Origin of the sequence: Xylophilus ampelinus (assembly GCF_003217575.1) — a bacterium.
GTDB lineage: Bacteria > Pseudomonadota > Gammaproteobacteria > Burkholderiales > Burkholderiaceae_C > Xylophilus > Xylophilus ampelinus.
Genome location: NZ_QJTC01000032.1, coordinates 1 through 22,301, shown reverse-complemented (window position 1 = coordinate 22,301; position 22,301 = coordinate 1). Strand labels below are relative to the sequence as shown.

Sequence of the window (22,301 nt, the reverse complement as noted above, 5' to 3'; positions counted from 1 at the left end):
GCCATGACTTCCGCACTCCACCACATCCCCCACCGCACCAAGAAGCTCCCGCCGCTGCGCGTCGGCATCGGCGGGCCGGTCGGCTCGGGCAAGACGACGCTGCTCGAAATGCTCTGCAAGGCGATGCGCACGCGGCACGACCTGGTCGCGATCACCAACGACATCTACACCAAGGAAGACCAGCGGCTGCTGACCGTCAGCGGCGCGCTGCCGGCCGAGCGCATCCTGGGCGTGGAGACCGGCGGCTGCCCGCACACGGCGATCCGCGAGGACTGCTCGATCAACCTCGAGGCCATCGACCGCATGCTGGAGGCGTTTCCGGACGCCGACATCGTCTTCGTCGAATCCGGCGGCGACAACCTGGCCGCCACCTTCAGCCCCGAGCTGAGCGACCTGACGATCTACGTGATCGACGTGGCCGCCGGCGAGAAGATTCCGCGCAAGGGCGGCCCGGGCATCACCAAGAGCGACCTGTTCGTCATCAACAAGACCGACCTGGCGCCGCACGTGGGCGCCGACCTGGCGGTGATGGAATCGGACACCGTCCGCATGCGCACCAACGCCCAGGGCCTGCGGCCTTACGTCATGACCAACCTGAAGACCCAGGACGGCCTGGCGCAGGTGATCGCCTTCATCGAGCAGCGCGGCATGCTGCAGGCGGCTTGAACGCGCTGCCGAAACCGTGCTAGCTGCTGCGGCGCAGGCACGGCCCTGCCTGGTGCTCGACACCAACATCGTGCTGGACGTGTTCGTTTTCGACGACACCGCCGCCGCGCCGGTGCGGGTCGCGCTGGCCGCCGGCAGCCACGACTGGATCGCGACCGATGCGATGCGGGGGGAGCTGGCCCGGGTGCTCGCCTATCCGCAGATCGCGCCGCGCCTGGCGTTCTACAAACTGCAGGCGGACGACGTGCTGGCCCGGTTCGACCGCCACGCCCGCATCGTCCCGGTCGCACCCAAGGTCGCCGCCACCTGCAAGGACCCGGACGACCAGGGCTTCATCGACCTGGCCGTCGCCCACCGCGCGCAGCTGCTGAGCAAGGACCGCGCGGTGCTGTGCATGCGCAAGCGCGTGCTGCAGCACGGCGCCCGGATCGGGACGGTGCTGGACACCGCGGCGGTCGACCCGGCGGTGCTGCTGCCGCTGCGCGCCGCCTAGCCGGCGGCGGGCACGCGCCTCCGTCAGCGAGGCACCCCCAGCAGAGCCGCCCGCGCTTCCGGTGCCGGGAACACGCAGGCCACGTCGTGGGCGCAACGGGGCACGACGACGAGCGCTCGCGGTTCGAGCGCCGCGCCCCGCAGCGTGCGTTCGTGCGCTACGTAGGCCTGTCCGCGCTGCAGCCGGAACGGGCCCTGCGCATCGGCGGCGCACGACTTGTCGAGCGCCCGGTAGGCGGTGCCCTTGCCGTCGCCGCTGTCGAGCGCGCCTTCGAGGTAGTGGATCTCGGCGGCGGCGTACGCCGCGCGTGTCTGGGAGGCGGTGCGGGGCAGGTGCGCCGGCAGCGCGTCCAGCCCGTACTTCCAGCGGTTCACCTCGGGACAGGCGGCCGGGTCGACCGGCGCGGGCCGAAACGCGTCGAAGTACAGCCAGGTGCCCGGGTCGGCCACGACGTAGCGCAGGGCCACGCCGGCCGGCGCGGGCGCCGCGAAGCCGATCGCATGCTGGACCATCTGCGCACCGGCCGAGAAGCCGGCGACCGTCACCACCCGCAGGCCGGGCCATTGCCGCAGCAACTCGGCCACCAGCGCGTCGAGCGCGGCGAACGATCCAAGCCCGGCGCCGTTGACCGACGGCGCGCCTTCCAGCCACGAGGCGCAGGTCCACAGCAGATCGCCCGGCTGCGCGCGCGGCATGCCCGGCGTGCTGCACCGGGCCGCGCGCGCATCGTCGACCTGGAACAGCGGCGCGACGACCAGCGTGTCGCCCGCGCGGCCGCCCTGCCGCACCGCACGCAGCGCGGCGTCGAAGGTCTTGCCCGCATCGCGCGGATGGCCGTGCAGGGCGATCAGCGCGCGGGTCGGCTCGGCGGCGGCGGCGGTGCCCGGCGGAATCGAGGCGTAGTAGTGCAGCCGCCCCTGCGCCGCCGGCGGCTCGAAGCCGAAGTAGCAGGCATCGGACGCAGCCGTGTCGCAGCCCGCGGCGTCTGCGCACCACGGGAGCAGGGCGCAGCACAGTCCGACCAGCGCGGCCGCCACCCGCATGGGCTACGCTCCGCCGCCCATCACGCGGTAGAGCGTGATACGGTTGGCCTGCTCCGCCAGCTGCAGCGTGATCAGGTTCTGCCCCGCGGTGTAGAACGCGCGCTGCGAGACCAGCACGTCCAGGTAGCTGTCGAGCCCGGTGCGAAACCGCGCCTGCGACAACTGCAGCACGGTGGCCGACGCATCGCGCAAGGAGCGCTGGGCATCGAGCTGCTCGCCCAGGTTGGCCCGGGCGTCGAGCGCGTCGCTCACTTCGCGAAAAGCGGTCTGCAGCGTCTTCTCGTACTGGGCGACGTTGATGTCGCGGGTGATCAGCGCCACGTCGAGGCTGGCGCGCAGGGCGCCGGCGGTGAAGATCGGCAGCACGATCTGGGGCGAGAAGCTCCAGGTGCCGTTGCCGCCTGCGAAGAGCCGGTCCAGGTCTCGGCTGGCGCTGCCGGCCGAGGCGGTGAGGGTGATCCGCGGGAAGAAGGCGGCACGCGCCGCGCCGATGCTGGCGCCTGCGCCCTGCAGGGTGTGCTCGGCGGCCAGCACGTCGGGCCGGCTCTGCAGCAGCTCCGACGGCAGGCCGGCCGGCACCGCGACCAGCGCCGCGGCCGGCACGGTCACGTCTTCGGCGGCGGGCAGCAGCGCGTCGTCCACCGGCGCGCCGACCAGCAGGGCCAGCGCATTGCGGTCCTGCGCGGCCTGGCGGGTGAAGCCGGCCACGTCGGAGCGGGCCGCATCGACGGTGGTGCGGGCCTGCGCCAGCGTCAGGCCCGATTCGGCGCCCAGGTCGTGGGCGCGGCGGGTCAGCTCGTACGAGGCCTGCTGGCTCTCGAGGGTCTCCTGCGCCAGCTGCAGCCGCCGCAGGTCGGCCGCCAGCGTGAGCCAGGCGGTGGCGGTGTCGCCGACCAGGCTGATCTGCACGCTGCGGCGGGTGTCGGCGGTGGAGAAGAAGGTCTGCAGTGCAGCGTCGTTCAGGTTGTTCAGCCGGCCGAACAGGTCGAGTTCGTAGCTGGCGAAGCCGACGCCGGCGCTGAACTGGTTGCCGGTGGCGGAGCGTCCGCTGGCCGCCGTGTCTGCCGCGGTGCGGCTGCGGCTGGCGCCGCCGCTGGCGTTGACCGACGGGAACAGGTTGGCGCGCTGGATGCCATACTGGGCGCGAGCCCGCTCGATGTTGAGCGCCGCCACCCGCAGGTCGCGGTTGTTCTCCAGCGCCAGGCCGACCACGGTGCGCAGCCGCGGGTCGAGGAAGAAATCGCGCCAGGCCAGTTCCTGCGGCGGTGTGGCGGTGGCGGCGGGCGCACCGGCGACCGGTGCGGCGGCGCCCGGCTTCCAGTCGGCCGGGATCGGCGCGGCGGGCTGCCGGTAGGCCGGCGCCAGGCTGCCGCAAGCGGCGACCAGGGCGGCACCGCACAGCACGGTCAGTCGCAGCGCGGCGCGCAGTCCGCAGGCGGGGTGGCCGGGCAGCGGCCGGGTGGCGGAAAGGGCGCGGGTCATGGCGAGCGTGGTGGGGCGAAGGGCAGCGGTCGGCGCGGGGGCGGTGTCTCGGGCGCTCATGCCGGATGTCCTTCCTCGGTCGTGCCTTCGGTCGTCTTGCGGCGGCGCTCGCCGAAGAAGCCGCGGATCAGCACGAAGAACACCGGCACGAAGAAGATGCCCAGCACCGTGGCGCTGACCATGCCGCCGAACACCGCCGTGCCGATGGCCTGGCGGCCGCCGGCACCGGCGCCGGTGCCGATCACCAGCGGCAGGACGCCGAAGCCGAAGGCCAGCGAGGTCATCAGGATCGGCCGCAGCCGCAGGCGCACCGCCTCCAGCGTGGCCTCGAACAGCTCCTTGCCCTGCTCCTGCAACTGCTTGGCGAACTCGACGATCAGGATCGCGTTCTTGCACGACAGGCCGACGGTGGTGAGCAGCCCCACCTGGAAGTACACGTCGTTCGACATGCCGCGCAGGCCGGTGAACAGCACCGCGCCGACGATGCCCAGCGGCACCACCAGGATCACCGAGAACGGCACCGACCAGCTCTCGTACAGCGCGGCCAGGCACAGGAACACGAACAGGATCGAGACGGCGTAGAGCAGCGGCGCCTGCGCGCCCGAGCGGCGCTCCTCGAAGGAGGCGCCGGTCCATTCGTGGGCGATGCCCTGCGGCATGTCGGCCATGATCCGCTCGACCTTCTCCATCGCCGCGCCCGAGCTGACGCCGGTGACCGCGCTGCCCACCATCTCGAAAGACGGCCGTCCGTTGTAGCGCTGCAGCTGCGGCGAGCCGTAGCTCCACTGCTGCGACGAGAAGGACGAGAACGGCACCATCTGCCCGCTGGTATTGCGCACCGTCCAGCGGCCGATGTCGTCGGGCAGCATCCGGAAGGGCGCGTCGCCCTGCATGTAGACCCGCTTGACCCGGCCCCGGTCGATGAAGTCGTTGACGTAGGTGCCGCCCAGCGCGGTCGAGAGGGTGCTGTTGATGTCGGCGGTGGCCAGGCCCAGCGCGCCGGCGCGGCGGTCGTCGATGTCGACCGCGAACTGCGCCGCGTCCTCCAGGTTGTTGGAGCGCACGCCGGTCAGCTGCGCGTCCTTGCGGGTCTCGGCGATGAAGCGGTCGCGCGCCTTCACCAGCGCGTCGTGGCCCAGGGCGCCGGTGTCCTCGATGTGGAAGTTGAAGCCGGCGTTGGCACCCAGCCCGCGCACCGCCGGCGGCAGCAGCACCAGCACCCGCGCATCGCGGATCTTGGCCAGCGCCGCGTTGGCCCGCCTGGCGATCGCGTCGGCGGTCTGGTCGGGGCCGGGGCGCTCCTCCCAGGGCTTGAGCTTGATGAAGGCGCGGCCCGATCCCTGGTCGCCGCCGGTGCCGGTGGAGACGTTGTAGGTGATCACTTCGGGCTGCTGGCGGATGTAGTCCTCGAACTGCGCCACCACCTGCTGGATGCGCACGTCGGTCGCGCCGGGCGGCAGCCGGATGTCGGCGGTCAGGATGCCCTGGTCCTCCACCGGCAGGAACGAGGTGGGCAGCCGCATGAACAGCACCGCCATGCCGCCGGCCAGCAGCAGGTAGACCAGCATCGTGCGCTTGCCGCGCCGGGCGATGGTGCCCACGGTGCGCTCGGTGCCGTGCGCGGTGCGGTCGAAGCCGCGGTTGAACCACAGGAAGAAGCGGTCTAGCCAGCCCGGCGGGCCGCGGCGCACCGTGCGGTGGCCTGCCTCGTCGTGCGGCTGGTGCTTGAGCATCGTCACGCAGAGCGCCGGCGTGAGGGTGAGCGCCACCAGCACCGACAGCGCCATCGCCGAGACGATGGTGATCGAGAACTGCCGGTAGATGATGCCGGTGGAGCCGCCGAAGAAGGCCATCGGGATGAACACCGCCGACAGCACCATCGCGATGCCGACCAGCGCCGGCGTGATCTCGTCCATCGACTTGCGGGTGGCCTCCTTGGGGCCCAGACCCTCCTCGGTCATGACCCGCTCGACGTTCTCGACCACCACGATCGCGTCGTCGACCAGCAGGCCGATGGCCAGCACCATGCCGAACATGGTGAGGGTGTTGATCGAATAGCCCAGCACCGACAGCACGCCGAAGGTGCCCAGCAGCACCACCGGCACCGCGATCGCCGGGATCAGCGTGGCGCGCCAGTTCTGCAGGAACAGGTACATGATCAGCACGACCAGCAGCATCGCCTCGGCCAGCGCCTTCACCACCTCCTGGATGGAGGCCTGCACGAAGGGCGTGGTGTCGTAGTTGACGATCGCCTTCATCTGGTTGGGGAAGAAGGGCTCCAGCTCCTTGACCCGGGCGACCACCGCCTCGGACACCTTCAACGCGTTGGCGCCGTTGGCCAGCACGATGCCCATGCCGGCCGAGGCGCTGCCGGCCAGGCGCGACTGGACCGTCAGGCTCTCGGCGCCCAGCTCGACCCGGGCCACGTCCTTGAGCAGCACCAGCGAGCCGTCGGCCGCCGCGCGCAGCACCACGTTCTCGAACTGCTCGGGCGTGGTGAGCTTGCTGCGGGCGGTGACGGTGGCGTTGAGCAGCTGCTGCGAGGTGGCCGGCAGCCCGCCGAGCTGGCCGGCCGAGACCTGCGCGTTCTGCGCGTTGAGCGCGGTGCCCACGTCGGACGGGATCAGCGCGAATTTCTCCAGCTTGCGCGGGTCGAGCCAGATGCGCATCGCATAGCCCGAGCCCAGCACCTGCACCTCGGCCACGCCGTCGATCCGGCCGATCACGTCGACCAGGTTGCTGGCGATGTAGTCGCCCACGTCGGTGCGGGTGAGGGCCGGATTCTCGGAGAACAGCGAGACGATCATCAGGAAGTCGCTGCCCGCCTTGGTGACGGTGACGCCCTGGCTCTGCACCGACTGCGGCAGCCGCGGCATCGCCTGCTGCAGCTTGTTCTGCACCTGCATCTGCGCCACGTCGGGGTTGGTGCCGGCGTCGAAGGTGAGCGTGGTGCGCGACTGGCCCGACGAGCTGCTGGTGGCCGCCATGTAGATCAGGTTGTCGATGCCCTTCAACTGCTGCTCGATCACCTGGGTGACCGAGTCCTCCACCGTCTTGGCCGAGGCGCCGGTGTAGTTGGCCGTGATCGACACCGAGGGCGGCGCGATGTTGGGGTACTGCTCCAGCGGCAGCGTGCGGATGGACATCGCGCCCGCCAGCATGATGACGATGGCGATGACCCAGGCGAAGATGGGCCGGTCGATGAAAAAACGTGCCATGGCGGTGCGTGCGTCCTGAAGGGCGTGCGGGCTGCGAGCGGGATCGGCGCGGCGGCGGCTGCGTCAGCGCGCCGCGGCGGGGACGGTGGCCGGCGCGGTGCCGGGGGCCCCGCCGGCTGCCGGCGCGGCGTCGGTGGGTGCCGTGCCGACCGATGCCGGCGCCCCGGGCACGTCCACCGCCACCGGCTTGACCTTGTCGCCCACCCGGGCCCGCATCGAGCCCTCGACCAGCAGCCGGTCGCCCGCGTTCAGGCCCTGCTGCACCACCCAGCGGTTGCCCACCGCGCGGCCCACGGTGACCTGGCGGCGTACCACCTTGTCTTCGGCATCGACCACCAGGGCGGTGGCGCGGCCGACCGCGTCGCGCTGGATGCCCTGCTGGGGCGCCAGCAGCGCGTCCTCGTCCACCCCTTCCTCGACCACCGCCCGCACGTACATGCCGGGCAGCAGCAGGCCGTCGGGGTTGGGCACGGTGGCCCGCAGCGTGACCGCGCCGGTCGTGGCGTTGACGCTCAGCCCGGCGAACTGCAGCCGGCCCTCGCGGGCGTAGCGGCTGCCGTCCTCCAGAACCAGCCGGATGCGGGCCGCGTCGGGACCGCTGCGGGTCAGCCGGCCGGCCGCGAAATCGCGCTTCAGGCGCAGCACCTCGGCGCTGGACTGGGTCACGTCGACATAGAGCGGGTCGAGCTGCTGGATGGTCGCCAGCGCCGTCGTCTGGTTGGCGGTGACCAGCGCGCCCGGCGTGACCGCCGAGGTGCCGATGCGCCCCGAGATCGGCGCGGTGATGCGGGTGAATCCCAGGTTGATCCGGGCCGTCTCGACCGACGCCCGGGCGGTGGCCACGTCGGCCTGCGCCTGTGCCAGCGCCGCCTGGCTCTGGTCGTTGAGCTGCTTGCTGACCGCGTCGATCCGCACCAGCTCGGCGTTGCGCCCGGCCGTCACCTCGGCCGCCCCGGCCGTGGCCCGGTTGCGCGCCAGCGTGGCCTGGGCGCTGGCCTGCGCCGCCTGGTAGGTGGACGGGTCCAACTGGTAGAGCACCTGCCCGGCCTTGACGGTCGCGCCTTCGGTGAACAGCCGCTTCTGCACGATGCCGCCCACCTGGGGCCGGATGTCGGCCGTCAGGAACGCGCTGGTGCGGCCGGGCAGCTCGGTGGTGAAGGCTTGGCGCTGCGTCTTCAAAACGTAGACGCCCACCTCGGCCGGCCCCGCCGGCGGTGGCGCCTCGGCCTTGCGGGAACAGCCGGCCAGCGCCGCCAGGAGGATGAGCGCCAGCACGGGCTGGCACTGCACTGCGGGCAGCAGCGATCGGACGTTCTTCATGGGTTCTGGGTAGGGAGCGACGAGCGATGGTGGAGGCGCTGTGTTAACCGGGAATGAAGCGGCAACAATCTGTTCAGATTTTGCCCGGAGGCAGACGAGACGGTGTCCGGCCCGATGGACGCGGTGCCGAAGAGGCGCGCCGAGGGCTGCCGGTCACGCGCAAAAGCGGTCGCACGCTTCCAAAACAATAGCAAGTAGCCGGCGCCCTTCCTTCATCTCGGAATTTTCCACACCTGAAACGTGCGCCAGCCGCCGGCTAAATGCTATTAATTCAATAGCATTCGTTTTGCGGGCCACGTCGCTCGCGGTCGCGCCGCGATATTCAGGGTCGGCAGCCCGCGAACGGCGCCGGGGCGGCCACCGGCACCGGCGGCGTCGCGCTACGCCGCCCGGTAGCCGGCGTTCTCGATCGCCAGGCGCAGGCTTTCGCGCGGATGCTCGCTCAGCACGTCGACCTGGCCGGTGGGCAGATCGACCGTCACCTGCGCCTGCGGGTCGATCGCCTGGACCGCGTCCTGGACGGCCTGGGAACAGTGGGCGCAGCTCATGCCGCTGACTTCGAATTTCTGGCGCATGGAAACCTCGCGGAAAAAAGGGGAGACCGGGCCGCCCGCACGCGCGGCCCGGGCGCTCATTTTTTACGGTAACGGGTCACACTGTCGGCCACCATGGAATAGGCGCTGGCACCCATGTCGGAGCTGCCGCGCGCAAGGCCCAGCGTGCCGTTGACCCAGACCGCGTCCATGCTGCGAAAGCCCTTGGCGGGCGGATCGATCCGCACCAGCACGATCTGGTTGGCCGGCGGCGGCGGCGTGTGGATGCAGGCGCCGAAATACGGCACCAGCAGGAATTCGCCCAACCCCTGCCAGCCCTCTTCCAGCGGCACGACGTAGCCCGGCATCCGCACACGCCGCCCGTCCATCGCGGCCACCGTCGGCGCTTCGTCCCAGACCTTGCGCATCCGCTCGTAGAGCTTCTGCACCCGCGGGTCGGCATCGGGCGCGGACGAGAGGTTCTGCAGGTCCTGGAAGGATTTCATCGGGTCCCAGTCCGGCGGCACCAGGTCGTCCCACGCGATCGGCTTGAAAGAGTCGGCGGCACGGGCACCGGTGGCGGCGGTGCAGACCATCGCGGCGGCGGCCTGCAGCCACCGGCGGCGCTGCGCAACGGAAGGAAAGGCGTGGTGCATGGCCGTGGATTTTCCACCATTCACCCTACCTGGGATACCGCCGAACCGGCCTCGCCGGGGCCGCCGGCAGCGCCCCCTGCAAGGGGGTGTGCCCTACCGCGTGTTGTGCACTTTGACCCCCGCTCCGGGAACGGGGGAGAGGCCCGGCCTTCGCGGGCACGCCAAGGTGCACGACGCGCTCTAGTTTCGGGGCGACAGCCCGTCGGCCAGCGACAGCCGGTAGGCGCGCCAGCCGGGAACGAGGCCCGCCAGCGTGCCCGCGACGAGCAAGCCGCCCGCCAGCCAGGCCTGCAGCGCGGTGGGCTGCCGCCACTGCAGCGACAGGCCGTAGGCCGACTGCAGCCACGGCGCCAGCGCCACCGCCGCGGCCAGCAGCAGGCCCGCGCCCGCCAGGATGCCGGCCAGCGTGACCAGCGCGCCCTCGACCGCCAGCAGCGCCACCAGGTGCGCCGGCGTGGCGCCGACGGCGCGCAGCACCGCCAGTTCGCGCCGGCGCTCCTGCAGGCCGGCCAGCACCACCGCCACCAGGCCGGCCATGCTCACCGCGGCCACCAGGCCCGACATCAGCAGCAGGCCGCGCTCGCCCGCGCCCACCACCTCCCACAGCTCGTCGAGCGCCACGCCGGGCAGCACCGCCATCAGCGGCTCGTCGGCGAAGGTGTTGATGCGGCGCTGCACCGAGAAGACGGCGGCGCGGTTGTCGAGACCCACCAGCGCCGCGGTGACGGCGCGGGGCCGCAGATCGCGGCCGCGGATGTCCGGTGCCGCCGCGGCCCGGGCCGCCGACGGCGGCAGACCGCCCATCCAGTCGACGTGCAGCGCTTCCATCGCTTCCAGGCCGATGTGCACCGTGCGGTCCACCGGCGTGCCGGTGCGGGCCAGCACGCCGACGACGGTGAAGGGCTTGTCGGCATGCTCGGCGCCGTCGAGTTCGCCGCTGCCGTGCGCCAGCACGATGCGCTGGCCCGGGCGGTAGCCCAAGCGCTCGGCCACCTCGGCACCGATCACCGCGTCGAACAGATCGGCGAAGGGCTGGCCCTGCTGCAGCCGCAGCGGCTGGCGCTCGCCGTAACGGAAATGCGCGAAGTACGCGGGCGTGGTGGCCAGCACTGGAAAGCCGTGGTGCGAATCGCCCAGCGACAGCGGCACCACCCAGGCCACGCGCGGCTGTCGCTGCAGGGCCTCGATGCTGCTCCAGCGGATGTTGTTGGTGGCCGAGCCGATGTGGAAGACGGCATACAGCAGCAGCTGGACCGGGCCGGTACGCGCGCCCACCACCAGGTCGGTGCCCGAAATGGCCGAGGTGAAGCTGTCGCGCAAGTCGGTGCGGATCCGCTCCACGCCCAGCAGCATGAAGGTCGAGAGCGCGATCGAGCCCGTCACCAGGCCCAGCGTGAAGCGGCGGTTCCAGGCGCTGCGCGCGGCGAGCGCCAGCAGGAAGCCGGCCCTCATGCGCCGCCCCCGGCCGCGCGGTTGAGTTCGGGCAGCGCCACGGTGCGGCCGAAGCGCTGTGCGATGCGCCGGTCGTGGCTCACGAAGACCAGGGCGCTGCCGGCCGCGGCGCAGGCGGCCAGCAGCCGGTCGAGGAAGGCGTTGCGCAGGTCTTCGTCGAGCGCGCTGGTGGGCTCGTCGGCGATGACCAGGGCGGGCGGGCCCACCAGCGCGCGGGCCGCCGCCACCCGCTGCTGCTGGCCGACCGACAGGCTGCGCGCCGGCCGTCCCCAGAGCGCCGGCGGCAGCCCCATGCCCTCCAGCCAGGCCTGCGCATCGGCGGTGGCAGAGCCGGCGCGCGCGGTGGCCGCGGCGGCGCGGGCGGCGGAGAAGCGGCAGGGCAGCAGCACGTTGTCGAGCACGCTCAGGTAGGGCAGCAGGTTGAACTGCTGGAAGATGAACCCGAGGTGGTCGACGCGGTGGCGATCGCGCCGGGCCGCGCCCAGCGCGCGCCAGTCCCGGCCCTGCAGCCGGGCCGTGCCGGCCTGCGGCAACAGCACGCCGGCCATCAGCGACAGCAGCGTGCTCTTGCCGCAGCCGCTGGGGCCGTGCAGGAAGAGCGTCTCGCCCGCGGCCACCGCCAGCGACGGTATGTCCAGGCAGTCCTGCGCGCTGCGCGGCCAGGCGAAACGCACGCCCGAGAGTTCCAGCAGGGCCGGCGCCACCGCCTCAGCGCTCCCAGCCGAGCCGCGGCGCACGCGGCGTGAGCGTGCGCCTGAACTGGCCCTGCGGCGTGGCGGCCTGCACCTCGATCGCGCGCAGGGCGGGGAAGGCGTCGAACAGCCTCACCTCGACGAAACGGGCCCGTCCGGACTGCCGGCACTGGAAGCGGACGGTGGCGTCGAGGTCGGCATGCTCGTCGGCAGCGCCGGTGGAACCGGCGGCACCGGCGGCGGCCGTCGGCGCCAGGCCGAGCACGGGGGATTCCAGCGACACGTCCGCCAGCGTGCATCCGGCCGCCGGGTCGGGGACGAACAGCGTGTCGGCCGCGCGCAGGCGCGCCGCCATCTGCGCCACCCGCTGCCGCTCGGCCGCGGTGCGCGGGGCGTGCTCGAAACCCACCAGGCTGTCGAGCGGCGCGCCGAGCGCCAGCGTCAGGACGTCGCCCTCGACCGCCAGGTCGATCCGGGCCTGGCCGTGCGTGTGCGCGTGCGGCACCGGAGCCTGCGCCCAAGACAGCACGGGCAGGGCCAGCACCAGGGCGGCCGCGAACATGAAACGCGGCGGGCGCCGCGCGCGATGGAGGAAGATGGGCATGGGCATGGGCATCGGTTCGGGCAACGGGGCGCCGTGGCAGGCCCGGTATTCTGAACCGGCGCCGGAACCGGCGGGGATCATGCGGGGCCGTCCCAGGCCGGAAACGGGTCGGGGTAGCCGCGCCAGACATAGGGCCCCAGGGCCATCTCGGCATCGGTCAGCAGGCAGGCATCGAGCCGGTGGCGCAGGGCGGGCTCGTCCATCTCGATGCCGATCATCACCAACTCCTGGCGCGCATCGCCCACGCCGTGCTGCCAATGTTCGCGGATCAGGGCCTGCGCCTGCGGATCCTGCGGCCAGTCCGATTCGGGCACCGCCGCCCACCAGTATCCCGCCGGACCGTGCCGGCAGACGCCGCCGGCCTGCGACCAGTTGCCAGCGAAGCCGGGCCGGCTGGCCAGCCAGAAAAAGCCCTTGGAGCGCACCACGCCCGGCCATTCGCTCTCCACCAGCGCGAAGAAGCGCTGCGGGTGGAACGGCCGGCGTGCCCGGTAGACGAAGCTGGCGATGCCGTAGGCGGTGGTCTCGGGCAGGTGCTGGCCGCGCAGCTCGCGCAGCCAGCCGGGCGCGCGGGCCGCCTCCTCGAAATCGAACAGGCCGGTGTCGAGGACGCCGACCAGCGCCACACGGCCGAAGGCGGCCGGCTCGATCCGCGCCTGCGGGTTGAGCGCGTGGAGGATGTCGATCAGCCGGTCGCGCTCGGCGGGCGTCACCAGGTCCACCTTGTTGAGCACCAGCACGTCGCAGAACTCGATCTGCTCGACCAGCAGGTCGACGACGGTGCGGCCGTCTTCCTCGCCCATCGACTGGCCGCGCGCCTGCAGGCTGTCGCGCGAGCCGTAGTCGCGCAGGAAGTTGCAGGCGTCGACCACGGTGACCATGGTGTCGAGCCGGGCCACCTCTCCCAGGCTGCGGCCGTCCTCGCCGAGGAAGGTGAAGGTCTCGGCCACCGGCAGCGGCTCGGAGATGCCGGTCGATTCGATCACCAGTTGGTCGAACCGGCCCTCGGCGGCCAGGCGGCCCACCTCCAGCAGCAGGTCTTCGCGCAGAGTGCAGCAGATGCAGCCGTTGCTCATCTCGACCAGCCGCTCGTCGGTGCGCGACAGCTCGGCGCCGCCCTGGCGCACCAGGGCCGCGTCGATGTTGACCTCGGACATGTCGTTGACGATCACCGCCACCCGCCGCCCCTCGCGGTTGTGCAGGATGTGGTTGAGCAGCGTGGTCTTGCCGGCGCCGAGAAAGCCCGACAGCACCGTGACCGGAAGCCGGGCGTCGGCCGGGCGCGGGGTGGAAGCGGCGCGCACCGGTCAGCGCTTGTGGCGGTTCTCGGCGCCGCCCTGGCGTGCCTTGAACCGGGGGTTGGACTTGCAGATTACGTAGATGCGGCCCCGCCGCGTGACCACCCGGCAGTCGCGGTGGCGCTGCTTGGCTTGCTTGAGGGACGACAGGACCTGCATGGTGTTCTCCGAAGGGAATAGACAAGCCGCCAGCTTAAACGATATCGCATTATCAATAAAGGAAGTGCGGCACGGCCTCGACCGTGCCAAGGCGGCAGGCCTTAGCCTTGCGGCATGCGCACCACCCCTGTCCCACCCGCCTCCCCCTTACCTGTCACCGTGCTGCCGGTCGATATCCCGATCGGCGGGATGAGCTGCGCCTCCTGCGTCGCGCGGGTGGAGAAGGCGCTGAAGGCGGTGCCGGGCGTGCAGGACGCGGCGGTGAACCTGGCGACCGAATCCGCCCGCGTGACCGGTGGGCCGGCCGGAGCGGAGACGGCCGGCGGCACCGCGGCGGCCGACTGGCAGGCGCGGCTGCGACGCGCGGTGCGGGACGCGGGCTACGAGCCGCGCACCGCCGAAGCGGCCGAGGCCGCGGCGGCCGATGCGTCGCCGTGGGCCGGCGTCGGGCCGGTGACCGCGGGCATCGCGCTGTCGGCGCCGCTGGTGCTGCCGATGGCGGCGGGTCTGGGCGGGCACGGGATTCTGCCGGCCTGGGTGCAGCTGCTGCTGGCGGCCCCGGTGCAGTTCTGGCTGGGCGCCCGCTTCTACCGGGCCGGCTGGCATGCGGTGCGCGCGGGTGCCGGCAACATGGACCTGCTGGTGGCGCTGGGCACCTCGGCCGCGTTCGGCCTGTCGCTATGGCTGTGGTGGCGGGCCGCGCCGGGCATGGATCCGCACCTCTACTTCGAGGCCTCGGCGGTGGTGATCACGCTGGTGCTGCTGGGCAAGTGGCTCGAGGCCCGTGCCAAGCGCCGGACCACCGCCGCGATCAGGGCGCTGCAGGCGCTGCGGCCCGCCACCGCCCATGTGCTGCGCGGCGCCCGCGAGGTCGACCTGCCGGTGGCCGAACTGCTGCCCGGCGACCGGCTGGCGGTGCGCCCCGGCGAGCGCATTCCCGCCGACGGCCGGGTGCTGGAGGGCCGCTCCCAGGCCGACGAATCGATGCTGACCGGCGAGCCGCTGCCGGTGGACAAGGCACCCGGTGACAGCCTCACCGGCGGCGCGGTCAACGGCGACGGCCGGCTGGTGATGGAGGTCTCGGCCACCGGCGCCGAGTCGGTGCTGGCCCGGATCATCCGGCTGGTGGAGGACGCGCAGGCGGCCAAGGCGCCGATCCAACGCACCGTCGACCGGGTGGCCGCGGTGTTCGTGCCGGTGGTGCTGGCCATCGCCGCGCTGACGGTGGCCGGCTGGTGGATGGCGGGCCACGGGATCGAAGTGGCGCTGGTGCACGCGGTGGCGGTGCTGGTGATCGCCTGCCCCTGCGCACTGGGCCTGGCCACGCCCGCCGCGCTGATGGCCGGCACCGGCGTGGCGGCCCGCCACGGCATCCTGGTCCGCGACGCCGAGGCGCTGGAGCGGGCGCAGAAGGTCGACACCGTCGTCTTCGACAAGTCCGGCACCCTGACCGTCGGCCGGCCGACGCTCGCCGCGCTGGAGGCGGTATCGGCCTCGGCCGACACGCCGGCGATCGAGAGTGCTCAACTGCTACGCCTGGCGGCCGGCCTGCAGGCCGGCAGCGAGCATCCGCTGGCCCGCGCGGTGCTGGCAGCCGCCGAATCGCAAGGCCTGGCGCTGCCGACGCTGCACAGTGCCCGCGCCGTGCCGGGCCGCGGCACCGAAGGCACGGTCGAAGGCCGGCGGCTGCTGCTGGGCAGTCTGCGCTGGATGGAGTCCGAAGGCGTTATGCAGCTTGCCACCGGTGCCGGCACGGCCGACGACGCGTCGGCGGCCACTCTCGGCCGGCGCGCCGCCGCGCTTCAGGCCGAGGGCCACACCGTCTCGGCCCTGGCGGAGCGCCTGCCCGGCCGGGCCGCGCCGCGGCTGCTGGGCCTGCTGGCCTTCGGCGATGCGCCGCGGCCCGGCGCGCGGGCGGCGCTGCAGGCCCTGCGGACGCGGCCGGTGCGGCTGCTGCTGCTGTCGGGCGACAACCGCGGCGCGGCCCTGGCGATGGCCGCGCGCCTGGGCCTGGCCGCCGACGAGGTGCAGGCCGAGGTGCTGCCGGCCGGCAAGGCCGAGGCGGTGCGCGCGCTGCAGCGGGCCGGCCGCACGGTGGCGATGGTGGGCGACGGCATCAACGACGCGCCGGCGCTGGCCGCGGCCGACGTAGGCATCGCCATCGGCAGCGGAACCGACGTGGCGATGCAGGCGGCCGGCATCACCCTGATGCGGCCCGACCCGGCGCTGGTGGGCGCCGCACTCGATGTCGCCCGGCGCACCGTGGCGAAGATCCGGCAGAACCTGTTCTGGGCCTTCGTCTACAACCTGGCGGGCGTTCCGCTGGCGGCCTTCGGCCTTCTGAGCCCGGTGGTGGCGGGCGCGGCGATGGCACTCAGCTCGGTAAGCGTGCTGGCCAACGCGTTGCTGCTGCGCCGCTGGAAGCCGGTGGGCACGGCCCGAACCGAGGGTAAGCCCTAGGGGCTTGCGTGACGATTTTCACGAAATCGGGATCCAGCCCCACACGATCCGGTCGAAAAACACCTGCGTGCTGGCAAACTCTCCACGCCTTCTACATATCCCCACGCCTCGACGGCGTCTTCGACGATATCGCGGTAGGTCGCACGAGCGGTCGCGCCGGGGGAGCCAGCCGTTTCCAGGGAGTGTCGATCATGGGTTTTCTTTCGCTGCGCCGCTACACCATCCGGTTTCGCATGTATGGCGCCATCGGCGTCGTGCTGGTCCTGCTGTGCCTGCTGGGCGGGGCCGGAGCCATCGGGATGCTGCGCATCCAGCAGATGGGCGAGACGACCATGGGCGCCGCGGCCCGCGCCACCGAGCAGATGGCCGAGCTGCGCGGCGCGATGGCCGGGGTGCGGATCACCGAAAAGGAAATGATCATCCAGTACGAGCGTGCCGAGGCGGTGAAGGCCCAGCGCGCCAAGTGGATCGAGGCGCAGGACCGCGCCGAGAAGGTCGGCAAGATCTTCATCGAAGGCCGCAACGCGGAAGACGCCGCGCTGATGAACGGCCTGCTGCAGAAGCTGGGCGCCTACCGCCAGCTCTTCACCGGCGTGGCCAACCAGCTGGAGAGCAGCGGCTACGAATCCGCCACCACCGCCAGCCGCATGAGCACCCGCGCGGTGGCCGAATACGACGCGGCCGAGAAGCAGCTCGCCGCCCTCGAAGCCGGCCAGCGCCGGCAGCTCGACGGCGCGCTGGCCGAGCAGCGCCAGGTGGCCCGGCGGACGCTGATGCTCTTCGCCGGCATCGTCGCGCTGATGGTGCTGAAGGTGGTGCCGCTCACCGTGCTCAACATGCGCTCGATCTGCGGTCCGCTCGAAGTGGCACGCCGCTCGGCCGAGGCGATCGCCGGCGGCGACCTGTCGCAGCGCATGGCCGTAGAAGGCAAGGACGAACTGGCCGACCTGCAGCGCGCGCTGGCCGGCATGCAGCAGGGCCTGGGCGCGATGGTGGCGCAGGTGCGCGACTCCAGCGAGAACATCGCCACCGCCAGCCAGGAGATCGCCACCGGTAACCAGGACCTGTCGGGCCGTACCGAGCAGACCGCCGGCAACGTGCAGCAGACCGTGTCCTCCATCTCCGAACTCAGCGGCAACGTACAGCAGACCGCCTCGTCGGCGCAATTGGCCAACCAGCTCGCCTCCACCGCGTCGACCGCCGCCACCCGCGGCGGAAGCGTGGTGCAGCAGGCGGTGGCCAGCATGCAGGAGATCGCCTCCTCCAGCCGCAAGATCAACGACATCATCGGCCTGATCGATTCGATCGCTTTTCAGACCAACATCCTGGCGCTGAACGCGGCGGTGGAAGCGGCCCGCGCCGGCGAGCAGGGCCGCGGCTTCGCGGTGGTGGCGTCGGAAGTGCGGGGCCTGGCCCAGCGCTCGGCCGAGGCGGCCAGCGAAATCAAGGGCCTGATCAAGAACAGCGTGTCGGCGGTCGACGGGGGCGTGCGCCTGGTGGAAGAAGCCGGCTCGGCGATGAAGGAAATCGTCGGCGGCGTGCAGCGGGTGAGCGACGTGATCAGCGAGATCACCGCCGCAGCCGCCGAGCAGTCCGCCGGCATCGGCGAGGTGAGCCAGTCGGTGACCGACATCGACCACATGACCCAGCAGAACGCAGCCCTTGTGGAGCAATCGGCCGCCGCAGCCGAATCGCTGCGCGAGCAGGCGGCACGGCTCGCCGAGGTGGTGCGCCAGTTCCGCCTGGAAGAAGGAGCGGTACAGGCGATGCGCCTGCAGACCGCCGGCCAGGATCTGCGCCGCGGCACGGGTGCCGCGCCCGCGGTGCCGCTGGCGGACCGGCCCTCGCTGACCGCCTGAGCCCCGAAGCCGCACCAAACGTGCGGCCAAGGGTCGATGCGACGAGCGTCCCGCGGGGCGCTTTTTTTGCGCGCTGCGGGACGCGGATGGCATGTCCTGCAGAACATTTCCCAGCCGTAGGAGACCTCCCACGGGGGTACCGGCCCCGGACCGATAGAGCCGGCATGCCACGGCAGCGACAGTCGTCGTTCGTTGACGAATCCCGCACATCCGCGTCCCCCTCCCCGGGGCGCCCAAGGTCCACATGCTTGCACTCTCCCATCCTGCCGAAACCGCGTCCGCTGCGCATCCTGTCCTGAATGCGAACGGCTCCGCACCCTGGCAGGCCGGTGCACGCCAGAACCCCGCCAACGATCCGGCCGCCCGCACCGACCGCGCCCATTACGAATCTCTCTGGAACCAACCGGAAGACGCACAAGCCCTGGCGGCATCGCGCGCCTAGCTGAACGCCCGCTTGGTCGATGCGTCGCAGGTCGAATGCGCCCTGCCCGACAGCATCGACGGCTTGGCCGCCTGGATGGAATCGGGCACCGCAGTCGTCGGCGCCCGCTACCAGGAGTACCTGGCCGATCGCAAGGCCGGCGCACCGCGCCGGTTTTTCCGGAACCGCTCGCACGCCCTCGCCTTCCTGCGCGGTGTGGCCCCCACCAAGATGGTCGACGGCGCCTGGCTCTATGGCGTGTTGCGCCACTGGCAGAACCCGCGCTATGCCGACCTGGTGCGCACCTACATCGAAGAGCTGGGCGACGGCCGGGCCGATCGCAACCACGTGCTGCTGTTCCGGCAGTTGCTGGCCACCCATGGCCTGGAACACTGGCAGGATCTTCCGGACGACCACTACACCCAGGGCGCGATCCAACTCGCGCTGGCGGCCCACACCGATGCGCTGCTGCCCGAGGTGATCGGCTTCAACCTGGGCTACGAACAGCTGCCGCTGCACCTGCCGATCACCGCGTACGAACTGAACGAGCTGGGCATCGACCCGTACTACTTCACGCTGCACGTCACCGTCGACAACGCCGACACCGGCCACGCCCTGCGCGCGGTGCAGGCGGTACAGACCGCGATGCCGCGGCTGGGCGATCCCGATGCCTTCTGGCAGCGGGTGCGCAACGGCTTTCGGCTCAACGAACTGGGTGCCGGCATCCACGGCGTGATCGGCGGATTCGACATCCAGGACGAGATAGAGCGCATCTTCAAGCGCAAGAGCGTGGCCGGCCACGGTGCCCATTCGGACTACTGCCGCGTAGCGGGCCGCAGCGTGAACGACTGGCTGTCGCAACCGTCGCGGGTCCCGGGCTTTCTGCAGGCGCTGGAGCAAAGCGGCTGGATCGTGCGCAACGCCCCGCCGCAGGAGAGTCGCTTCTGGCGCCTGCTCGACGGCGACCATGCCGAGATGTTCGGCGTGTTCAGCACCTACGAATTGCAGGTGATCCAGGACTGGCTACGCGGCGACGCCAGCGCCGACGGCGCCGCCTTGGTCCCGCCCTCTGCCGCACCGGTCGCGCCCGAAGGTGCAACGCCGCTGCGACGCCCCCGCAGCTTCCGCGCGCAGCAGCGGCTCGACAGCGCCCGCAATGCGAGTGCCGCAGCCGCGCCGTCGCCCGAGTCGATGCTCGACGTGGACGTGGACGCGCTGCAGGTCCAGATGGCCCAGGCGCCCGACAGCCAGACGCTCGCCCGCCTGCTGGTCGCCGAGATGGCCCCCTCGCGCCACTGGATGCCGGCCGGCCTGCTGGCGACGCAGCGCTTCGTCGCGCTGGCCCACGTCTAGGCGGCCGCTTCGGCTACGGCGCAGGTCTGCTGTAGCAGGTCGCGCATCCGGCAAAGACAGAAAGGCGGATACGGGCTGCGCCGCGGTCCCCCTTTTGCCTTGCGGCGCAAAATCGGGGCTGCCATCCAGAACCGGAGACCTGTTCCATGAATGCCCCGCTGTCGTCGTCCCAGCTCCTGCCCGCGCTGGCCTTGCGCGATGTGCCGCCCGCCATGCTCGACGCCCTGTCGGCCCGCTTCGGCGCCCGGTGTTCCTTTGCAGCGGCGGTGCGCGAGCAGCATGGCCGCGACGAATCGTCCTTCATCGCCCCGCCGCCCGCGGCCGTCGTCTTCGCGGGGAGCACGCAGGACGTGGCCGATGCCGTGCGCATCGCCGACGCGCACGCGGTGCCGGTGATCGCCTTCGGCAGCGGATCGTCGCTGGAAGGCCATCTGCTGGCGGTGCAGGGCGGCATCCGCGTCGACGTGTCACGGATGAACCGGGTGCTGCGGCTCGATTCCGAGGACCTCACCGTCACCGTGCAGCCGGGCATCAGCCGCAAGCAACTCAACGAGCAGATCAAGGACACCGGCCTGTTCTTCCCCGTAGACCCCGGCGCCGACGCCTCCATCGGCGGCATGGCCGCCACCCGCGCCAGCGGGACCAACGCGGTGCGCTACGGCACCATGCGCGAGAACGTGCTGGCGCTGGAGGTGGTCACCGCCCAGGGCGAGGCGATCCGCACCGGCACCCGGGCCCGCAAGTCGGCCGCCGGCTACGACCTGACCCGGCTTTTTGTCGGCAGCGAAGGCACGCTGGGCGTCATCACCGAGGTCACCCTGCGCCTGTACCCGCTGCCCGAGGCGGTGTCGGCCGCGGTCTGCTCGTTCCCGAGCATCGAGGCCGCGGTGCGCACCACCATCCAGACGATCCAGATGGGCGTGCCGATCGCCCGGGTCGAGCTGATCGACGCCAACACGGTGCGCATGGTGAACGCCCATTCGCGCACCACGCTGCGCGAGGAGCCGATGCTGCTGATGGAGTTCCACGGCTCGCCCGCCAGCGTGAAGGAGCAGGCCGAGACGGTGCAGGACATCGCGGCCGAATTCAGCGGCAACGCTTTCGAATGGGCCAGCACGCCCGAGGAGCGCACCCGCCTCTGGACGGCCCGCCACAACGCCTACTTCGCCGCGATCCAGTCGCGGCCCGGCTGCCGCGCCATCTCCACCGACACCTGCGTGCCGATCTCGCGCCTGGCCGACTGCCTGCTCGACTCGGTCACCGAGGCCGATGCGAGCGGCATCCCGTACTTCCTGGTGGGCCACGTGGGCGACGGCAACTTCCACTTCGGCTATTTGATCGATCCCGACAGCGTGGAGGAGCGCTCGACGGCGGAGCGGCTGAACCACACCCTGGTCGAGCGCGCCCTGCGCCTGGAAGGCACCTGCACCGGCGAACACGGCATCGGACTGCACAAGATGGGTTTTCTGGTGGACGAGGCGGGCGCCGGAGCGGTGGACATGATGCGGACCTTGAAGCGCGCGCTGGACCCGAAGAACATCATGAATCCGGGGAAGATTTTCGCGATGTAGGTTGCGGCTGCTTTTCTGCTTCGAGCGGCGCTTCCTGCCCAAGGGTGCAAAACAACACTGCACTTGCGTAAACGCGCCACTGACCGCGAGATCGTGCCGATGCCGCCGGCGCATGCCGGCTGTGGAGCCGATATTGGGGCGGATTCAAACCTGAAGCGCAACACAAGTGTTGCGCTTCAGGTTTGAATCCGCTAAATTCTTTGCGCTTTGCAAGGGCGTTGAAATTTATCTTCGTTTTCATTGCATTTCAACTGTTAAGGAAGGTCTGCACAAAGCTGCGTTTGCCGAGGTAGGTGACCGAGCATGGTGCGTTTGCCCCGGAGGCGCTGCTTGGTCTTGATCTGCTGCTCGATCAGGCGTCCAAACGGTCCGATTTCTCGGCTTTTTTGCCCTTTGGGGCCTGCGCAGACGCACTCATGCCGGCATCGCCAGCAGTTTGCCGCGCACCATCCACAGGTTCGACAGCGCGAACAGCGTCAAGAGCTGGGCCGTGTTCTTCTTCAAGCCCCGGTAGCGCACCTTGACGTGGCCGAACTGCCGCTTGATCACCCGGAAGGGGTGTTCCACCTTGGCCCGGATACCGGCCTTGAGTTTCTCGAGCCGGACGACGAGCGCGTCCACCGGCCGGGTCTTGTCGAGCGCTTTTCTCTTGCCCGGGCGCAGGCGATGTGCCACTGCACACCCTCCTTCGCATCGGGCCGCTTGGCTGCCCCTTGGTAGCCCGCATCGCCGAAGGCGTCCTTCTCTTGCCCGTGCAGCAGGTTGCGGGCTTCGACGACATCTGCCACATGCCCCGATGTGCCCCGCACCGTGTGCACCAGGCCCGAGTCGGCATCGACTCCGATATGGGCCTTCATCCCGAAGTGCCACTCGTTGCCTTTCTGGCTGGAGTGCATCTCCGGGTCGCGCGCCTTGTCCTGGTTCTCGGTCGAACTCGGCGCGGCGATGAGGGTGGCATCCACGACGGTGCCCGCGCGCAGCAGCAGGCCCTTGTGGCTCAGCAGATCGTTGACGGTCGCCA

Annotated in this window: 18 protein-coding genes and 1 pseudogene; 7 read left to right on the top strand and 12 right to left on the bottom strand. The window is 71.3% G+C overall.

The window, feature by feature from the left end; genetic code table 11:
* Window positions 1-3: 3 nt before the first annotated feature.
* On the top strand, window positions 4-666 hold the full coding sequence (gene ureG / locus DFQ15_RS15700) for an urease accessory protein UreG (protein WP_110466881.1): 663 nt from the start codon (window positions 4-6) through the stop codon (window positions 664-666).
* A gap of 16 nt (window positions 667-682) precedes the next feature.
* Window positions 683-1,159, top strand: coding sequence for a PIN domain-containing protein (locus DFQ15_RS15695; protein ID WP_110466880.1), 477 nt, complete (start codon window positions 683-685; stop codon window positions 1,157-1,159).
* Window positions 1,160-1,182: 23 nt separating this feature from the next.
* Here the strand turns inward: DFQ15_RS15695 and DFQ15_RS15690 are convergent, their stop codons facing one another.
* The 11 genes from DFQ15_RS15690 to ykgO form a co-directional block, all read right to left on the bottom strand.
* The gene (locus tag DFQ15_RS15690) at window positions 1,183-2,202 is read right to left on the bottom strand and encodes a hypothetical protein (protein ID WP_110466879.1); all 1,020 of its coding nucleotides are present in this window, start codon (window positions 2,200-2,202) and stop codon (window positions 1,183-1,185) included.
* A gap of 3 nt (window positions 2,203-2,205) precedes the next feature.
* Window positions 2,206-3,744, bottom strand: coding sequence for an efflux transporter outer membrane subunit (locus DFQ15_RS15685; RefSeq protein WP_233504553.1), 1,539 nt, complete (start codon window positions 3,742-3,744; stop codon window positions 2,206-2,208).
* The gene (locus DFQ15_RS15680; RefSeq protein WP_110466877.1) at window positions 3,741-6,902 is read right to left on the bottom strand and encodes an efflux RND transporter permease subunit; all 3,162 of its coding nucleotides are present in this window, start codon (window positions 6,900-6,902) and stop codon (window positions 3,741-3,743) included. Before DFQ15_RS15680 ends, DFQ15_RS15685 begins: the two co-directional genes overlap by 4 nt.
* A gap of 63 nt (window positions 6,903-6,965) precedes the next feature.
* Window positions 6,966-8,222 carry an efflux RND transporter periplasmic adaptor subunit gene (locus tag DFQ15_RS15675; protein ID WP_110466876.1) on the bottom strand — a complete coding sequence of 419 codons (1,257 nt, stop codon included), beginning with the start codon at window positions 8,220-8,222 and terminating at the stop codon, window positions 6,966-6,968.
* Window positions 8,223-8,602: 380 nt separating this feature from the next.
* Window positions 8,603-8,797, bottom strand: coding sequence for a heavy-metal-associated domain-containing protein (locus tag DFQ15_RS15670; RefSeq protein WP_110466875.1), 195 nt, complete (start codon window positions 8,795-8,797; stop codon window positions 8,603-8,605).
* A gap of 56 nt (window positions 8,798-8,853) precedes the next feature.
* Window positions 8,854-9,411, bottom strand: a complete 558-nt coding sequence (locus DFQ15_RS15665) for a DUF3299 domain-containing protein (protein WP_110466874.1) — start codon at window positions 9,409-9,411, stop codon at window positions 8,854-8,856.
* A 180-nt stretch (window positions 9,412-9,591) separates the two neighbouring features.
* The gene (locus DFQ15_RS15660) at window positions 9,592-10,863 is read right to left on the bottom strand and encodes an ABC transporter permease (protein WP_110466873.1); all 1,272 of its coding nucleotides are present in this window, start codon (window positions 10,861-10,863) and stop codon (window positions 9,592-9,594) included.
* On the bottom strand, window positions 10,860-11,567 hold the full coding sequence (locus DFQ15_RS15655) for an ATP-binding cassette domain-containing protein (RefSeq protein WP_110466892.1): 708 nt from the start codon (window positions 11,565-11,567) through the stop codon (window positions 10,860-10,862). The genes DFQ15_RS15660 and DFQ15_RS15655 overlap by 4 nt, the downstream gene beginning before the upstream one ends.
* 4 nt (window positions 11,568-11,571) lie before the next feature.
* Window positions 11,572-12,159 (bottom strand): DUF2796 domain-containing protein, encoded by a 588-nt coding sequence (locus DFQ15_RS15650; protein WP_233504552.1) that lies wholly within the window; start codon window positions 12,157-12,159, stop codon window positions 11,572-11,574.
* Window positions 12,160-12,236: 77 nt separating this feature from the next.
* Complete coding sequence (zigA, locus tag DFQ15_RS15645) at window positions 12,237-13,463, bottom strand: zinc metallochaperone GTPase ZigA (protein ID WP_110466872.1); 1,227 nt, start codon at window positions 13,461-13,463, stop codon at window positions 12,237-12,239.
* 3 nt (window positions 13,464-13,466) lie between these two features.
* Entirely contained in the window at window positions 13,467-13,616 is a 150-nt protein-coding gene (gene ykgO, locus DFQ15_RS15640; RefSeq protein ID WP_110466871.1) for a type B 50S ribosomal protein L36, read from the bottom strand.
* 114 nt (window positions 13,617-13,730) lie between these two features.
* Between ykgO and DFQ15_RS15635 the strand changes: the two genes are divergently transcribed.
* The 5 genes from DFQ15_RS15635 to DFQ15_RS15615 all read left to right on the top strand — a co-directional run bounded on the left by DFQ15_RS15635 (window position 13,731) and on the right by DFQ15_RS15615 (window position 21,280).
* The gene (locus DFQ15_RS15635) at window positions 13,731-16,076 is read left to right on the top strand and encodes a heavy metal translocating P-type ATPase (protein ID WP_110466870.1); all 2,346 of its coding nucleotides are present in this window, start codon (window positions 13,731-13,733) and stop codon (window positions 16,074-16,076) included.
* 191 nt (window positions 16,077-16,267) lie between these two features.
* Window positions 16,268-17,935 (top strand): methyl-accepting chemotaxis protein, encoded by a 1,668-nt coding sequence (locus DFQ15_RS15630; RefSeq protein ID WP_110466869.1) that lies wholly within the window; start codon window positions 16,268-16,270, stop codon window positions 17,933-17,935.
* 244 nt (window positions 17,936-18,179) lie between these two features.
* The gene (locus DFQ15_RS15625; protein ID WP_110466868.1) at window positions 18,180-18,377 is read left to right on the top strand and encodes a hypothetical protein; all 198 of its coding nucleotides are present in this window, start codon (window positions 18,180-18,182) and stop codon (window positions 18,375-18,377) included.
* Between the two features lie 12 nt (window positions 18,378-18,389).
* Window positions 18,390-19,709, top strand: a complete 1,320-nt coding sequence (locus DFQ15_RS15620) for an iron-containing redox enzyme family protein (RefSeq protein WP_374941035.1) — start codon at window positions 18,390-18,392, stop codon at window positions 19,707-19,709.
* Window positions 19,710-19,855: 146 nt separating this feature from the next.
* Window positions 19,856-21,280 carry an FAD-binding oxidoreductase gene (locus DFQ15_RS15615; protein ID WP_110466867.1) on the top strand — a complete coding sequence of 475 codons (1,425 nt, stop codon included), beginning with the start codon at window positions 19,856-19,858 and terminating at the stop codon, window positions 21,278-21,280.
* Window positions 21,281-21,694: 414 nt separating this feature from the next.
* On the opposite strand, the pseudogene DFQ15_RS15610 reads toward DFQ15_RS15615, so the two are convergent.
* Window positions 21,695-22,301 (bottom strand): annotated as a pseudogene (locus DFQ15_RS15610) (IS5 family transposase); the annotation flags it as partial.

What these genes read in the sequence shown, in the direction of transcription:
- DFQ15_RS15685 (WP_233504553.1), bottom strand. Translation starts at nt 3,744, where the DNA reads ATGAGCGCCCGAGACACCGCCCCCGCGCCGACCGCTGCCCTTCGCCCC.
- ykgO (WP_110466871.1), bottom strand. Translation starts at nt 13,616, where the DNA reads ATGCAGGTCCTGTCGTCCCTCAAGCAAGCCAAGCAGCGCCACCGCGAC.
- DFQ15_RS15675 (WP_110466876.1), bottom strand. Translation starts at nt 8,222, where the DNA reads ATGAAGAACGTCCGATCGCTGCTGCCCGCAGTGCAGTGCCAGCCCGTG.
- DFQ15_RS15625 (WP_110466868.1), top strand. Translation starts at nt 18,180, where the DNA reads ATGCTTGCACTCTCCCATCCTGCCGAAACCGCGTCCGCTGCGCATCCT.
- DFQ15_RS15670 (WP_110466875.1), bottom strand. Translation starts at nt 8,797, where the DNA reads ATGCGCCAGAAATTCGAAGTCAGCGGCATGAGCTGCGCCCACTGTTCC.
- DFQ15_RS15660 (WP_110466873.1), bottom strand. Translation starts at nt 10,863, where the DNA reads ATGAGGGCCGGCTTCCTGCTGGCGCTCGCCGCGCGCAGCGCCTGGAAC.
- DFQ15_RS15680 (WP_110466877.1), bottom strand. Translation starts at nt 6,902, where the DNA reads ATGGCACGTTTTTTCATCGACCGGCCCATCTTCGCCTGGGTCATCGCC.
- DFQ15_RS15635 (WP_110466870.1), top strand. Translation starts at nt 13,731, where the DNA reads ATGCGCACCACCCCTGTCCCACCCGCCTCCCCCTTACCTGTCACCGTG.
- DFQ15_RS15615 (WP_110466867.1), top strand. Translation starts at nt 19,856, where the DNA reads ATGAATGCCCCGCTGTCGTCGTCCCAGCTCCTGCCCGCGCTGGCCTTG.
- ureG (WP_110466881.1), top strand. Translation starts at nt 4, where the DNA reads ATGACTTCCGCACTCCACCACATCCCCCACCGCACCAAGAAGCTCCCG.
- DFQ15_RS15665 (WP_110466874.1), bottom strand. Translation starts at nt 9,411, where the DNA reads ATGCACCACGCCTTTCCTTCCGTTGCGCAGCGCCGCCGGTGGCTGCAG.
- DFQ15_RS15690 (WP_110466879.1), bottom strand. Translation starts at nt 2,202, where the DNA reads ATGCGGGTGGCGGCCGCGCTGGTCGGACTGTGCTGCGCCCTGCTCCCG.
- DFQ15_RS15630 (WP_110466869.1), top strand. Translation starts at nt 16,268, where the DNA reads ATGGGTTTTCTTTCGCTGCGCCGCTACACCATCCGGTTTCGCATGTAT.
- DFQ15_RS15650 (WP_233504552.1), bottom strand. Translation starts at nt 12,159, where the DNA reads ATGCCCATCTTCCTCCATCGCGCGCGGCGCCCGCCGCGTTTCATGTTC.